At 36.5% G+C, this 15,067-nt stretch carries 12 protein-coding genes; 6 read left to right on the top strand and 6 right to left on the bottom strand.

Annotated elements, in window-relative coordinates; translation table 11 throughout:
- Positions 1–32: 32 nt before the first annotated feature.
- On the bottom strand, positions 33–434 hold the full coding sequence (locus LD272_RS13855) for a secondary thiamine-phosphate synthase enzyme YjbQ (RefSeq protein ID WP_226037209.1): 402 nt from the start codon (positions 432–434) through the stop codon (positions 33–35).
- 113 nt (positions 435–547) lie between these two features.
- Here LD272_RS13855 and LD272_RS13850 point away from each other — a divergent pair, with 113 nt between their 5' ends.
- Positions 548–922, top strand: coding sequence for a RidA family protein (locus LD272_RS13850; RefSeq protein WP_226037208.1), 375 nt, complete (start codon positions 548–550; stop codon positions 920–922).
- Between the two features lie 389 nt (positions 923–1,311).
- Entirely contained in the window at positions 1,312–2,232 is a 921-nt protein-coding gene (locus tag LD272_RS13845) for a DUF1002 domain-containing protein (RefSeq protein ID WP_226037207.1), read from the top strand.
- A 78-nt stretch (positions 2,233–2,310) separates the two neighbouring features.
- Here LD272_RS13845 and LD272_RS13840 read toward each other — a convergent pair whose 3' ends face one another.
- From LD272_RS13840 to LD272_RS13820, 5 genes are all read right to left on the bottom strand, one after another.
- Complete coding sequence (locus LD272_RS13840; protein ID WP_226037206.1) at positions 2,311–3,498, bottom strand: MFS transporter; 1,188 nt, start codon at positions 3,496–3,498, stop codon at positions 2,311–2,313.
- 227 nt (positions 3,499–3,725) lie between these two features.
- The gene (phnE, locus tag LD272_RS13835; RefSeq protein WP_226037205.1) at positions 3,726–4,523 is read right to left on the bottom strand and encodes a phosphonate ABC transporter, permease protein PhnE; all 798 of its coding nucleotides are present in this window, start codon (positions 4,521–4,523) and stop codon (positions 3,726–3,728) included.
- Positions 4,523–5,323, bottom strand: coding sequence for a phosphonate ABC transporter, permease protein PhnE (gene phnE / locus LD272_RS13830; protein ID WP_226037204.1), 801 nt, complete (start codon positions 5,321–5,323; stop codon positions 4,523–4,525). Before phnE (LD272_RS13830) ends, phnE (LD272_RS13835) begins: the two co-directional genes overlap by 1 nt.
- Complete coding sequence (gene phnC / locus LD272_RS13825; protein ID WP_226037203.1) at positions 5,316–6,092, bottom strand: phosphonate ABC transporter ATP-binding protein; 777 nt, start codon at positions 6,090–6,092, stop codon at positions 5,316–5,318. Before phnC ends, phnE (LD272_RS13830) begins: the two co-directional genes overlap by 8 nt.
- A 136-nt stretch (positions 6,093–6,228) precedes the next feature.
- Positions 6,229–7,107 carry a phosphate/phosphite/phosphonate ABC transporter substrate-binding protein gene (locus LD272_RS13820; protein ID WP_226037202.1) on the bottom strand — a complete coding sequence of 293 codons (879 nt, stop codon included), beginning with the start codon at positions 7,105–7,107 and terminating at the stop codon, positions 6,229–6,231.
- A gap of 234 nt (positions 7,108–7,341) precedes the next feature.
- On the opposite strand from LD272_RS13820, the gene LD272_RS13815 reads away from it, so the two are divergent.
- The 4 genes from LD272_RS13815 to helD all read left to right on the top strand — a co-directional run bounded on the left by LD272_RS13815 (position 7,342) and on the right by helD (position 14,577).
- A complete protein-coding gene (locus tag LD272_RS13815) occupies positions 7,342–9,060 on the top strand; it encodes an ABC transporter ATP-binding protein (RefSeq protein WP_226037201.1) in 1,719 nt (572 codons plus the stop codon).
- The gene (locus LD272_RS13810; RefSeq protein WP_439647403.1) at positions 9,060–10,892 is read left to right on the top strand and encodes an ABC transporter ATP-binding protein; all 1,833 of its coding nucleotides are present in this window, start codon (positions 9,060–9,062) and stop codon (positions 10,890–10,892) included. The genes LD272_RS13815 and LD272_RS13810 overlap by 1 nt, the downstream gene beginning before the upstream one ends.
- Positions 10,893–11,017: 125 nt before the next feature.
- A complete protein-coding gene (locus LD272_RS13805; RefSeq protein ID WP_226037200.1) occupies positions 11,018–12,025 on the top strand; it encodes an LLM class flavin-dependent oxidoreductase in 1,008 nt (335 codons plus the stop codon).
- Positions 12,026–12,219: 194 nt separating this feature from the next.
- Positions 12,220–14,577, top strand: a complete 2,358-nt coding sequence (gene helD / locus LD272_RS13800) for an RNA polymerase recycling motor HelD (RefSeq protein ID WP_226037199.1) — start codon at positions 12,220–12,222, stop codon at positions 14,575–14,577.
- Positions 14,578–15,067: the final 490 nt, after the last annotated feature.

The raw sequence follows: 15,067 nt of genomic DNA, 5'->3' as shown, positions 1-15,067 counted from the left end.
TGCCTTGAGCATGGGTTTTGTTTGTTCAAATACTAATTTTCAATCACTTTTGCGGTGTATCTACGGTTTCTTGGACCATCGAATTCACAAAAGTAAACGCCTTGCCAAGTTCCTAATACAAGTCTGCCATCAGAGATAACTAATGTTTGTGAATGGCCGACTGTACTAGTCTTCAAATGCGCTGCGGTATTCCCTTCCATATGTTTGTCTTGTGGGTGGTTCCAAGGATATACTTCATCTAACCGCATTAACATGTCCGTTTTCACATCTGGATCAGCATTTTCGTTGACGGTAATCCCTGCTGTTGTGTGTTGGGAGGAAACAATCAATATTCCGTTTTGCATTCCTTGTTCATAGACCCACTTTTCCAAGCTTGAAGTAATATCAACCATTTGTGAATGAGCAGTTGTTTCTAAATAGAAAACTTTATTCAATTTTATCCCGTCCTTTCTTCTGATAAAGCTATTGTTCATTCTACTAAAAATAAGCAGTATGTTAAAATATCATGTATGATACATATTTTATATAACTAGGAAGGATGATTCGTATGATAAAACAAGTACAAACTGATAAAGCTCCTCAGGCAATCGGACCTTATTCGCAAGCCATTGACTTGGGGGATCTTGTTTTTGTTTCGGGACAAATTCCAATTAATCCAGCAACAGGAGACATCGTTCAAGGAATAAAAGAGCAAACTGACCAAGTAATGAAAAATATTGAAGCGGTGCTAGATGAAGCTGGCTTGGCATTTTCAAATGTTGCGAAATTCACGATTTATATTACTAATATGGATGATTTCGCAGTAATTAATGAAGCATATGCAAAGTTTCTAACTGAGCCATACCCAGCTAGAGCAACTGTAGAAGTAAGTCGACTGCCAAAGGGCATTGGAATAGAGATTGATGTTATTGCTAAACGCTAAATAACGATGACTAGTAGATAATGGATAAGGAATAAGACCTTCTTTTAAACTATATAGAAAGAAGGTCTTTTATATAACCTCATTTAATTTTGTGACCTACGAGATAAAACAAGACGTTGATGATAGTCTTAACCGGCTTCAGACTGAATATATTGACATTTATATAGGACCTGTAGTTCTATACTTCTTAAGATGCTAGTGTTAGCTGTGTTATAATTCAATAAATAGATAGGGTAATAAAAGAGGAGATATACCATCATCAAAATCGCTTTTATCAACGGTAAAGATGACATGAAATATAATTATTATTTCCCTTTCATTATTCATGTAAAAAATGCATACTATTAAAATGAGGTAAGACAACCTCAAAGGAAAAGGAGATTGACGTTATGATTAAACGCTTTAAATTTATGGCAATTGTTTACACGGTAATTTTAGCAATTAGTCTATCTATAACAAGTGTAGTAGCTGCTAGTGACGGTAATAACAATAGTGATAGTATAAATGAAAAATTTGGCTTGCCAATTTTAGTCCTTGGAGAGGCATTATCCGACGCTCAAAGAGATCAGGTAAGAAGTTTATTAGATGTAGATGATCCTGAAATGGTTCAAGAGCACATTGTGACTGGAGAGGACCTTGTTAATTATATTGGTGGAGATGCGAGTTCTAATATGTATTCATCCGCTAAGATTACCCGTAAGGAAGATGGCAATGGTTTAGTTATAAATATAGTGAATCCAGAAAATATCACAGAAGTAACTAATGAGATGTATGCAAATGCTTTACTTACTGCAGGAATTGAAAATGCGTTAGTTGAAGTAGCGTCTCCGGTGAAAGTAAGTGGACATTCTGCTTTAACAGGGATATATAAAGCATACAATGTTGATGGAGAATCACTAGATAAGGATCGAATGGAAGTAGCTAATGACGAGTTGAACGTAGCGACTGACCTAGCTGATGAAGAAGGAATGGATAAAGAAAAGGTAAGTGAATTACTAACTGAAATTAAAAAAGCAATTTCTGAACAAAATCCTGCAACTAAAGAAGATGTTGAAAGAATTGTCCAAGAGCAATTAGAAAATCTGAACATTGAGTTAAGTCCTGAGGACCGTGAAATGTTAACTAATTTATTTGAAAAAATGCGCGCGATTGACATTGATTTTGGTAATGTTCAAAATCAACTTGAAGATATCGCGGGTGATATAAAAAATAAAATAGAGGAAGTAACAGGCAATACCGGTTTTTGGAAAAGTGTTGCTACTTTTTTCGAGGATTTGTTTAAAGGAATAAGCAACCTATTTAGCTCTTAATATGAAAAGGCACTATTGTTTAAACAATAGTGCCTTTTGCTTATCCTTTGCTAAACCAGTCAATCACCACGTTTCGCCTTATGTTGATTGCGAAGTGCTTTGAACAACTTTTGGTGTTCTTTGCGTGGTGCCTAGTAGTGCAATCGCACAGAGAAGAAGCAAACTGCTTGTTACGATGAAAACAGCTGTAAATCCGTAATAGCCAGCAATTGCGCCACCCATTATCGGACCGATGATATTGCCAAAAAAACGAATACTTGTGTTATATCCTAGCACCTCACCCTGCATAGCTATTGGTGCTGCTTGTCTTATGTAGGCCATCCTAACTGGGATGATACCACCAATGGAAACTCCAAGTAAGAACCTTAAAATGACAAGTTGCCAAATATTTGTTACGAATCCTCCAGGAAAGTAAAAGATAGCAGCCATAAACAATAAGAGAATAAGGATTTTTATATAACCTACGCGGTCAGAAAGCTTTCCCCAAGTTCTAGTCATCATTAAGTTACCGAGTCCGGCAGCCGAAAATGCAATACCGGAAAAAAGGGCGAGATTTACAGGTCCATGCAACTCTCCAACATATAAAGAAAGGATTGGTTGAATGCTGAAATGGGCAATTTGAATAAACATTGAAACTAACATGACTACTAGTAATAGAGGACTTTTAACAATGTGCATCAGCACTTCTTTGCTTGAGTAACTTGTTTTGGCTCCTTGTTCTGACTCAAGCTTATACTCATTTATTCCAAACAAGACCAACACCGCGGAGATAATCAAAGCTATGGAGATCCATTTGAAAGTGGATGAATAACCGATACTATCTGCCAATACTCCGCCTATTAGCGGGCCCATCAGACTTCCCGTAATACTGCCTGTTTGAAGTGTGCCAAGTACTTTTCCTGCAATGTTTTTGGGGGTTTGTGTTGAAATAAGGGCTAATGACATTGGGATAAATCCAGTGAAAATACCCATGAAAAATCGAAGTAAAAAGAGTTGTAGTACAGAAGTTGCAAATCCCATAAGCAGGACGGAAACGCCTAATCCTACAGCCGATATAACAAGAATATATTTTCTTCCGTAACGGTCACCAATCTTTCCCCAGATTGGTGAGCAGATAAAGGCGGCAACAAATGTAACTCCAAATGTAAGGCCTGACCAATTTTGGACATATTGGTCAGAAAAATCACCTAGTGTTTCAATATATAAAGATAAAAACGGTAAGACCATCGTGATACTTCCTGCAATAAAGAAGTTAGCAAACCACATAATGGCAACGTTTTTCTTAGCTGCTCTTTCTTGGTCAGTAATAATTAATCACTTCTTTCAGAAAAATGTTTCGGTACTCTAAATATATTCTATAAAAAGTTAAGAGATTAATGAAGTGATTTGCACTTAACTAAAGGATTTAGTTTAGGTAGTGTCAGAGGAGTATGCTGCCATTTTTATTCTAAAAACGACCACTTCCTTTAAATGAGGAAGTGGTCGTTTGGTGTTTAGACTAGACGTCTACGTATATATCCTGAAATCTGATCAATGATTGTTACAGCAATAATAATTACTAGTAAAATCATGCCTACTTCATCCCAGTTACGGTTCAGATAAGCGAATGTAATTAATGTTCCAATACCACCGGCTCCAACAATACCGAGTACGGAAGAAGCACGTACATCAATTTCAAATCGATAGATAGCGTAGGATAGAAATTCCGGCAGAACTTGTGGCATGATTCCATAAAATAAAATTTGCAACTTATTGGCACCACTTGCTTCAAGTGCTTCAATGATGTTCATGTCAATCGATTCAATTACTTCTGAAAATAATTTACCGAGCATCCCGGTAGAGCCGATTGCAATCGCAAGTACACCAGCAAATGGATTAGGTCCAACAGCGGCAACGAAAATAATTGCTAGAATTATTTCGGGAAAGGCACGAACAGCTCCTAGTATCCACATGCCAAGGGTGTTTAACCATTTATTTTTAACCATATTTGAAGCACATAAGAAAGCGAGTGGGACGGCTAAAACTGCTGCTGCCAGTGAGCCTGTATATGCTATAAAGATGGTTTCGATCATTTTAACTAATATAGTGCCTGTTTCTTCAAACGCTGGATCAAAGAATTGTGGGATAATTCGGTTAAATTTTTCAAGGGTCCGTTCACTGAAAACCCGATCCCATGATATATTTACGCTGGTGAATGTCCAGGTGTAAAGGGCGATAACGGCCGCCAAAATAATAAACCTCTTTACTACTGTAGATGTCTTTTTTGGTTTAGGAGGAAGTTGAAATTTCATTACACTAATCCCTCCCTTAATTTGCCGCTGATATAATCAATTAGAATAACAACTGCAAAAATGATTAACACAATTGTGGAGACTGCTGGATAATTGAGGAAATTAATTTCTTTATTAATAAGTTGGCCAACCCCGCCGGCACCCACTAATCCGAGAACCACAGATGCTCTAATATTTATCTCAAATACATAAAGGCTAAAAGAGATAAACTGAGGTAATACTTGGGGTACTACTGCATACCAAATCGTTTGAATTGTGTTACCTCCAGACGCTCTAATTGCTTCTGATGGTTCCATGTCAATTGATTCAATTATTTCACTCATTAGTTTTACCAAAATACCAATAGCGAAAATAATTAAAGCGATAATTCCTGAAAATACACCGATTCCAAACAAGCCAACGAAAACAACAGCTAAAATGATATCGGGTATTGTTCTGATAATATTTAGAATCATTCGCATGATGTTATACAACCATTTATTCGTGGTAATATTTTGAGCAGCTAACAGACAAAAAGGAACACTTATAAACACGGCAACTGTGGTAGATATGATTGCCATATGAATAGTCTCAAATAGTTTTGGCCATACGTTAGTAATGTAGCCCCAATCTGGTGGGAAGAAACGTCCCACTAAATCGGTAATATTGCTTAGTTTTAAAAAGAAATTTATGATAAAAGATTCCGTTGTTATTGAACTAATTAGGTAAAACCCTATTACTGTAATAAAAGCTATTGTCATGGTTCGCTTTGTTTTCAGAGGGTAAAGGCTCTTTGGTGTAAATTGCTCGGGATTAGTCATTATTCTCGCCTCCACGTATATCATCTTCGCGGATGGTTCGACCATAGATCTCCTCAAATGTTTTTTCAGTTACCTCTGATGCTGGGCCGTCATAGACGACTTCGCCAGCGCGCATTCCAATAATGCGATCAGCATACTCCATTGCCATATCAATAAAATGAAGGTTAACAATAGTTGTGATATTGTCTTCTTTATTTATGCGTTTCAAGTACTTCATTACTTGATGAGATGTTGGTGGATCTAAACTTGCAACAGGCTCATCAGCTAAAATTACTTTTGGTTGTTGTGTTAGAACACGAGCAATGCTAACGCGTTGTTGTTGTCCGCCACTTAACTCATCTGCGCGACTATATAATTTTTCTTCAATATTTACTCGTTTTAAGTTTTCGTAGGCTAGCTGCATATCTTCTTTCGGGAACATATTAAAAATACTTTTAAAGGTACCGGTGTACCCCAATCTGCCAGAGATTACGTTTTTTAATACGGTAGATCGTTTAACTAGATTGTAGCTTTGAAAGATCATACCAACTTTTTTGCGTAATGCCCGAAGAGATTTCCCATTATGTTTCAATATATCTTCGTCATCAACAATTAATTCTCCGTCCGTTGGAGTTACCAAGCGGTTAATGCTTCTGATGAATGTTGATTTACCAGCACCAGATAAGCCGACAATAACAACGAACTCGCCTTCGTTAATTTTAATGTTTATATTTTTAAGCCCTTCGTTCCCATTTGGATAAACTAAGGATAAATTTTTAAATTCAATCATGATTTACCTCCACATGTACTTGGATAATTTAGATTAGAACTTACTTTTTATCATTATAGTGATTGACATAAAATTTGAAAAAAGGAGAGAAGGTAGCTTCTCTCCTGTAGCTCTATAAATAATTATTTAATATATTTTAAAGATCATCTACAGATATTGAATCTCCGAATTTTTGGAATGTGTCACGAACAACATCGTACTCACTATCCCGAGCTTCGATGATTGCGTCCCAATTATAGACGTCGTTCATAATTTCAATCATTTCATCATTGTCATTAAAGCTTAAGAAAGCTTCTTTAATTTGTTGCACTAGTTCGTCATCTAGTTCTGATGTTACCGAAATAGTATCGTTAGGGATGTCATCTGTATAGGTTAGTATCTTTGTTTCATCCATAATTTCTGGGTAATCTTCTTCAAGTCCAGTTCTCACATCATCAAACGTCGTAGCTACATCAGCTTCTCCTTCTAAAACAGCAATAGCTGATTGGTCATGTCCGCCAGTTTGCATCGACTCAGCAAAGAAGTCAGTTTCTGGGTTTTCAACATCAAATTCGTCCATAATTTGTGCGGCAGGGAATAGATATCCACTAGTGGAAGTAGGATCGCCATACGCCCAAGTAGTTCCCTCTAAATCGGCAAGTGTCTCAATACCTGAATCAGCGCGCACTATGTATTGCGCCACATAAGACCCGCTGCCAAAACGCTCTGATTTAAGAATTACTTCTACATCATGTTCTTGGTTGGCTAACACATATCCGAACGCAGGGATAAATCCGATTTGGACCTCATTTGTTCCCATTGCTTCAACAAGTGCGGTATAATTTGTCATTACTCGACCTTCTACTTCAACACCAAGTTCTTCGGAAAGTTTTTCTGCTAACGGTTCAACTGTATCTGCAATCTCATCAGAGTCTTGTGAAGGTACAAACCCCATTACAATAGTATCGTCGTCACTACAACCAGTAATAGCTAGCACTGCAGCTACAGCTAGAATAATAGATAAAAACCTTTTCATAAATAGATCCCCCCTTTGAAAATATGTTTTTTGATGACAATTATACTTATGCTATAGTTTGCTTGATTAAGCTAGTATATTTACATAAATTTAACAATTTTTTTACATCCGCGTCTTTACAATTGACTTATTTTGCATAAAAATATTCGGTTTTATCGTTTAAACCAGAACATAGAGTTTAAGAATAGTTTTCTATATAATAGAAGGTATAGTTGGGTTATCGGAGGAATTGTATTGAAGAAAATACTGACGTACGTTAAATCTTATAAAATCGCAACATCGATAGCTCTGTTTCTAATGGTGATAGAACTAATTGTAGAACTTGTCCAACCGGTAGTGATGGCAACTATTATTGATGAAGGTATTGTTAATAAGGACATCAATACGATCGTAGTATGGGGAACAATCTTACTAATCTTGACGATACTGGCTTTTGCGGCTGGTATTGCAAGTTCATTTTTTGCTGCTCAAACAAGCCAAGGTGTAGGCCATGACATAAGAAGCGATTTGTTTTGTCATGTCCAATCCTTTTCAACATTACAAATGCAAACCTTTTCTACTTCATCATTAACTACACGGATGACGAACGATGTGATACAGATACAAGCATTTTTATTTACTGCAATGCGAATCATGCTGAGGGCACCTTTGTTTATTATTGGTGGTTTAATCATGGCATTTACAATCAATGTCAAGCTCGCAATAATTTTAGTAATAGCAGTCCCGATACTTTTCACTATCATGTTTTGGATATTATTTAAAGGCGTCAAACTGTTTCGGAAAGTGCAAAAAAAGCTAGACTCTTTGAATTCAGTTTTGCGGGAAAACTTATTAGGTGTGCGCCTAGTAAAATCATTCAACCGTGGAAAACATGAAAACGAACGATTTAACATGGTTAATAAGTCGTTGATGGATGACAATAAACGAGCGCTTCGACTGATGGAAATAACGATGCCGGTAGTAATGTTAGGCATGAATATCAGTATGGTTTTAATTATTTGGTTTGGTGCAATTGAGTTAAATGTGGGAGGAGCAAAAACTGGTGAGATAGTGGCGATTATTAATTACGCAACCAGGATGATGGGATCATTTGGTGTATTCTCATTTTTAATTATGAACTTTTCTAGGGGGAAGGCATCTGCCTCTAGAATTACAGAAGTCCTAGATCATCAAGTGGATGAAACAAATGACGAAAATCCTGATGATATGCCGAGTATTCCAAAAGAAATCCGGTTTGAAAAGGCATCATTTACATATCCAAATTCAAGTGTTTATGCTGTTTCTAATCTATCATTCAAGGTTTTGTTTGGTGAGACAATTGGCGTAATCGGTGAAACAGGTTCTGGTAAATCGACGTTATTACAGCTAATTCCTCGTTTGTACCCATTAACAGCAGGAAGAATAGTAATAAATGATAGTCCAATAGAATCTTTAAGGTTGAAAGCACTTAGAAATCAGATTGCAATGGTTCCGCAAGAGTCGCAATTATTCTCAGGCACAATTGCCGAAAATATTGCTTGGGGTAATAACGATGCGAGTATAAGTGACATCGTTCAGGCTGCTAAGGATGCCAACGTTCACTCGTATATAGAGAGCTTGCCCAATCGATATCAAACAATAATAGGGCAACGAGGTGTGAGTTTGTCAGGTGGACAGAAACAACGAATTACTTTAGCGAGGGCGTTTGTCAGAAATCCGAGTATCTTACTTTTAGATGATAGTACAAGTGCGCTGGATGCAGATACCGAAGCGAACGTAATAGAAACGATTAAAAAGAAATCGTGCACTACATTAATTGTTTCACAAAAAATAAGCTCAGTAATGGAAGCTGATAAAATACTACTTTTAGATGATGGCAAAATAGTCGATCAAGGCACTCATGGGTATCTGCTGGAAAATAATCAATTATACAAAAGAATGTATCAATCACAGCAACAAGGAAGTGGAATCTGATGTTTAGAAATAAACGGAGTAAAACAGTAACTAAAAATAATCAGTCAGATTCTAATTTGCAAGATGGCCCGAAATCACAACAAAAAAGAGCATCGCTTGGGAATATTGGGGAAACCGTCTATCGGATATGGAAGTACATGGCTGCGGATAAGTTTTTGTTTAATCTGGCTATCATCTTTGTTGTAATAAGTTCTGCACTATCACTACTCGGACCTTATTTGCTTGGAGTTGCCGTGGATTTATTAGTCGTAAATGAAAACCCATCGGCATTAACTACAATAATCTTTACGCTTGTTGCGATTTTTATTATCCACTCAATTGTTTTGTGGTTTCAGAATTATTGGATGATCACTGTTGCTCAAAATACGATATTTACAATGAGAAATCACCTTTTTACTCATTTATTGCAGCTACCGATTCTGTATTTTCAAACCCGGCAAAGCGGAGAGTTAATGAGTAGACTAACGAATGATTTAGAGAATATTAGCCGGACACTAAATTCATCGGTAATTCAACTAGCTACTAGTTTTCTTACGCTTGTCGGTACAGTAATTGTCATGCTGTGGTTAAGTCCTCTACTTACGTTGTTGACAATGGTCATTGTGCCTTTGATGATTTGGGGTATGAACTGGATTACAAATAGAACGGGAAGATATTTCAAGGAACAACAAAAGTACTTAGGTGAAATGAATGGATATATTGAAGAAACTATGTCTGGTCATCACATGGTTAAATTGTTTTCGCAGGAAGAGCGGGTAATTAATGAATTCAGAGGTAAGAATGCACGTGTGATGCATGCAAGCTACTGGGCCCAGGTCTATTCTGGTTTTATTCCTAAAGTGATGAACAGCCTAAATAACTTAAGTTTTGCGATTATCGTAGGTGTTGGTGGGGTTTTTGCTTTAAATGGTATGATTTCAATTGGGATTATTGTTACTTTTTCAACCTATGCAAGGCAATTCACACGTCCGTTAAATGATTTAGCTAACCAGTTTAATGTAGTTTTGTCAGCTGTTGCAGGTGCTGAACGAGTATTTGATATTATCGATGAACCAGAAGAAGATAAAGATAGCCCGAATAAAGAGCCTATTTCTAGTATAAAAGGTGATGTTGAATTCAGATCTGTTTCATTTTCATACGAATCTGGTGAAGATATATTAAAAAACATTAGCTTCGATGTAAAACAAGGAGAAACAATCGCATTAGTAGGTCCAACTGGGGCTGGAAAAACAACGATTACTTCATTGCTCTCAAAATTTTACCAAGTGGAAAAAGGTGAAATATTTATTGACAATCAAGATATTAATGGCATTTCACGGCACAGTTTAAGGAGTCAAATCGGAGTTGTATTACAAGATTCCTTTTTGTTTGATACAACAGTGAAAGAAAACATTCGTTATGGAAGATTAGATGCAACTGATGAAGAGATTAAAAAAGCAGCGATTAACGCTAATGCCCATTCTTTTATTTCGAAACTACCTAATGGGTATGATACCGAATTGGGTGCTGACGGCGGGCAAATTAGTCATGGGCAGCGGCAGTTACTTTCAATTGCTAGAGTGATGTTGGCTGATCCTGCTTTACTTATTTTGGATGAAGCGACAAGTAGTATTGATACTATAACTGAAATGAAAATAACGGATGCACTCACGAAGCTAATGAGAGGAAGAACAAGCTTTATTATTGCCCATCGATTGAATACTGTTCAGCGTGCCGATAAAATTATCGTTTTAAATCATGGAGAGATAGTTGAACAAGGTAGTCACCAACAATTAATGAAACAAAATGGTTTTTATGCAAACTTATCTCGGATAAACGATTCAGCAGGATAAACACTTATGAATAATTGTATTCTAAAGCGATTAAGTTAAATAAATCATGCATGAATACCTATGTACAGTACTAAAATGAATAGAACATTCTTAAACTGTATTCTAAAGGGGAGGTAAGATGAAATATGGTTCGTTTAAGCATATTAGATCAAACCCCAATTCCTGAAGGTAGTAGTGCACGAACAGAAATAATTAATACAGTAAGGTTAGCTCAAATAGCAGAAAGATTAGGATATCATAGGTTTTGGTTGTCTGAACACCATTTAGAGACGCAAGGACACTCAAGCCCAGAAATACTAATTCCTCATATAGCAGCAAATACATCGGCAATTAGAGTGGGTTCTGGAGGAGTTATGTTACCGCACTATAGTGCCTATAAGGTTGCTAAAAACTTCCGGTTACTAGAAGCATTATATCCCAACCGGATTGACCTGGGTGTTGGAAGAGCTCCGGGAGGGATACCGCTTGCTACGATGGCATTACAAGAAGGAAAGGCGAATCATCAAGATCAATTTGCCCGACAAATTGAAGATCTTATTTACTATTTAACCGGATCAAACGGTCAGGGCCACCGTTTTCAAGGATTAAAGGCAATGCCTGACATTGATACGATTCCCGAGCTATTTGTTTTAGGTTCTAGTGGCGGGAGTGCTGGATTAGCTTCTACATATGGTGTTTCTTATGCTTATGCCCAGTTTATTAGTGGCCAGCACGGGGGAGAGGTCATTGAAAACTATCAGCAGATGTTTCAGCCATCACTACTGCAGCAAAGGTCTCATTCCATAGTTGGGTTCTTTGTGGTTTGTGCAGAAACTGACGAACAAGCAGAGCGATTAGCTTCTAGTATGGATGTCGAGTTTATTAAGGTTGCGAGGGGCGAAAAAAGTAAAGGGATTTTATCTCCTGAACTGGCCGTTAACTATCCTTTTACAACTAGCGACCGACAGCTCGTTTATGAAAACCGAAAGAGAATGGTGGTTGGTTCACCAGAAAAAATAAAGATGACGTTACTTCAGTATAGTGAGGAATATAAGACGGATGAATTTATTTTGGCTACTATGATGTTTGACTTTCATACAAAAGTAAAAAGCTACCAGCTCTTATCAGATGCGTTTGCATTGAGGAAAAATTAAACCACCTTCCATCACGGATGTAAGGTGGTAACTTTTGGGTTATATTTCACCCTACTTGCCTATACTAAAGTCTTGAAAGCATAGGTCTTGAATGGTATGATTTAATGTAATTAAAAATTCATTTTGCAAACGAATAATAATATCAAAAATAGTAACTAGTGTCAAGATATAGTGCGGATTTGAGGTGCATTGTAATGGATGAACAAGATAAAGATTGGATTGAAGAACAAAAACGTGTCAATATCGTTGTCGAAGAAATTAATAAAAAAATAAAGAAACTAAAAGAAAGAGTTGGCGGTCTAAAGGAAAGAGTTATCGATATTAGAAAAAATTTCTGGGAAGATGTTACGGTTAACCTCGATGACCCTGATGATGTGATCGAAACCCAGGCTAGCCTCAAGCAACAAGCTGAATTTTTATCAGAGCGGGAAAGAAGTCACGGTCAGGTAAGTGAGCAGCTAATAACACTAGAACGCTTGCACAACTCACCTTACTTTGGACGAATTGATTTTAAAGAAAACGAGGTACCTTCCGCTGAACCTATTTATATTGGAATTTCATCGTTAATGGATGAAAAGGATGAAGATTTTTATATTTATGATTGGCGGGCGCCAATATCTAGCCTGTATTATGATTACCCTCCAGGAAAGGCCCAATATGAAACGATTGACGGGGCAATTGAAGGTGAAATAGAACTGAAGCGACAATTTATAATTGGTGATTCAAAAATTAAAGGAATGTTTGATACTGGGTTAACGATTGGTGATCATCTCCTTCAAACCGTTTTGGGGAATAATGCAGATACAAATATGAAAAGCATCGTTGCAACAATTCAACGAGAGCAAAATCAAATTATTCGAAATGAAAAAAGTGATTTACTTATTGTCCAAGGTGTAGCCGGAAGCGGAAAGACATCCGCTGCACTGCAACGGGTTGCTTATTTGTTATATCGGTATCGTGAAGTATTATCGTCGGAAAATATGATTTTGTTTTCACCTAACCCATTATTTAATAGTTATGTGGCTACTGTTTTACCTGAATTAGGAGAAGAAAACATGAGGCAGACGACGTTTCATCAATACGTCGATGCACAACTAGGTAATGAATTTGATGTAGAAACCCCGTTTGAACAAATGGAATTTTATCTGAATGGTCTAGGTGACGGTTATAGTACCAGGGTTGATGGGATCAGTTACAAGGCAAGTCTGACTTATAAACAACAAATTGATGGCTTTATTCGTCAGTTAGAAACGGACGGTTTAATGTTTAAAAACATTACATTCCGAGGAGAAAAAGTAATAACGAATAAGGAAATTAAAACATATTTCTACTCGTTAGATAAGAGCTTATCAATTCCAAATCGGATGGAGGCTGTCGTTGAATGGTTGTTGTCTAGGTTAAAGGACTTTGAGCGAATCGAAAGGTCAAAGGATTGGGTAATTGAAGAAAGCGAACTATTAGATAAAGAGGACTATTTGAACGTTCATAATCAGCTACAAGAAGAAAATAAGTTCTCTGAAGATACCTTCGATGATTTTGAGCGAGAGGAAAGTTTATTAAGAATGCAAGTGGTGGCAGATAGAATGAAGCCGTTGAAACAGAAAATCAAGCGCTTGTTCTTTGTTGATAGTAAGAATACCTATATAAAACTGTTAGAGGATTCCAAAGATGCTAATTATAGTAGAGAAAATTTACCTATGTACTGGGAATCTATCTGTGACCAAACAATTGAAGACCTAAAAGAAAAACGATTAACATGGGAAGATGCGACACCTTACCTATATTTTAAAAAGATGGTGGTTGGTTTTAATGGGAATAGAGCGATTCAGCATTTATTTATTGATGAAGCTCAGGATTATTCTCCGATTCAATTTGCCTATCTTAAAAAATTGTTTCCTAGCAGTCGAATGACTCTGTTAGGTGATATAAATCAAGCTATCTATGCACATTCGCTTCATCATCAAACATTATTATCCGAAAACATGAAAGAAAAACATGAAAGAATTACATTAACACGTAGCTACAGGTCAACCAAACCGATTGTTGAATTCACTAAATCCTTTATGCCTAAAGGTGATCTAATTGAAGCGTTTAACCGTGATGGTGAAAAACCAGTATTGATGGAGGTGGATAACACCGCTATTTTATACGATAAACTATTTCAAGAGATCAATAAATTTCAGGCAAAAGGCTATCAAACAATTGCAGTGATTTGTAAGACAATGCTAGAAAGCGAAAAGGTCCATCAGCAACTGAAAAATAAGCTAGATGTCAAGCTAATGAGTCAAGAAACACATACGTTCCAAGAAGGAATAATGGTGATTCCGGCTTATCTCGCTAAAGGGATCGAGTTTGATGCTGTCATTATCTATAACGCATCAGCTGCTCAGTATAATAAAGAGTTGGAACGTAATCTTTTTTATACTGCAGGGACAAGGGCGATGCATGAACTGACCATGTTTTCCCTAGGTAAAGTTAGTTCCTTCGTTGATATGGTACCAAAAGATAAATACACTCATTACAAGATACATGCTGTACAAAAAGGGCATTAACAAAATTGAGAAGAGGCAGTTGAACAACATTTGTTCAACTGCCTCTTTCGTTTCTTGAAAAAATAAGAAAAATGCAGTTGGTATTTAAGTTTAAAAGAAGAATAAATGAATCTGTAGTTAAGGTGAAAAATATATGAATAGCTTCTTGATTATGGTCTTAAATTTCATTTGACGAATTTAGGACGTATATATATAATAGGAACTTGTGTAATAGAGGTAGTATCATGAAAGGGTGATCTAGCCTTCAGCAACTTGAACAAAAGATAAAAAATTGTAGTTAAATCGTAGAAAAAATATAGTGAGCAAGCCGATGGTCTTCGGACTTGAAAAATTATTCGAGTTTCTATAATCTTTTGTTCTACTATCAGGAAATCATAAAAATGGTAGTAGTATAAGTGAAACTAAGGCTTTCGTTACTGAGATAGGTGCGTTAATCAAAGTTTTTCTAATCATGAAATTTATTAAATGAGTGAATAATTTCCATCTAATA

The organism is Aquibacillus saliphilus (assembly GCF_020404745.1).
GTDB lineage: Bacteria > Bacillota > Bacilli > Bacillales > Amphibacillaceae > Aquibacillus > Aquibacillus saliphilus.
The sequence above is the reverse complement of the archived record's forward strand: the minus strand, read 5'-3'. Positions and strand labels throughout refer to the sequence as shown.

Coding starts and splice junctions, on each gene's coding strand:
- LD272_RS13850 (WP_226037208.1), top strand. CDS start 548: ATGATAAAACAAGTACAAACTGATAAAGCTCCTCAGGCAATCGGACCT.
- LD272_RS13840 (WP_226037206.1), bottom strand. CDS start 3,498: ATGTGGTTTGCTAACTTCTTTATTGCAGGAAGTATCACGATGGTCTTA.
- helD (WP_226037199.1), top strand. CDS start 12,220: ATGGATGAACAAGATAAAGATTGGATTGAAGAACAAAAACGTGTCAAT.
- LD272_RS13805 (WP_226037200.1), top strand. CDS start 11,018: ATGGTTCGTTTAAGCATATTAGATCAAACCCCAATTCCTGAAGGTAGT.
- LD272_RS13845 (WP_226037207.1), top strand. CDS start 1,312: ATGATTAAACGCTTTAAATTTATGGCAATTGTTTACACGGTAATTTTA.
- phnE (WP_226037204.1), bottom strand. CDS start 5,323: ATGACTAATCCCGAGCAATTTACACCAAAGAGCCTTTACCCTCTGAAA.
- LD272_RS13810 (WP_439647403.1), top strand. CDS start 9,060: ATGTTTAGAAATAAACGGAGTAAAACAGTAACTAAAAATAATCAGTCA.
- phnE (WP_226037205.1), bottom strand. CDS start 4,523: ATGAAATTTCAACTTCCTCCTAAACCAAAAAAGACATCTACAGTAGTA.
- LD272_RS13820 (WP_226037202.1), bottom strand. CDS start 7,107: ATGAAAAGGTTTTTATCTATTATTCTAGCTGTAGCTGCAGTGCTAGCT.
- phnC (WP_226037203.1), bottom strand. CDS start 6,092: ATGATTGAATTTAAAAATTTATCCTTAGTTTATCCAAATGGGAACGAA.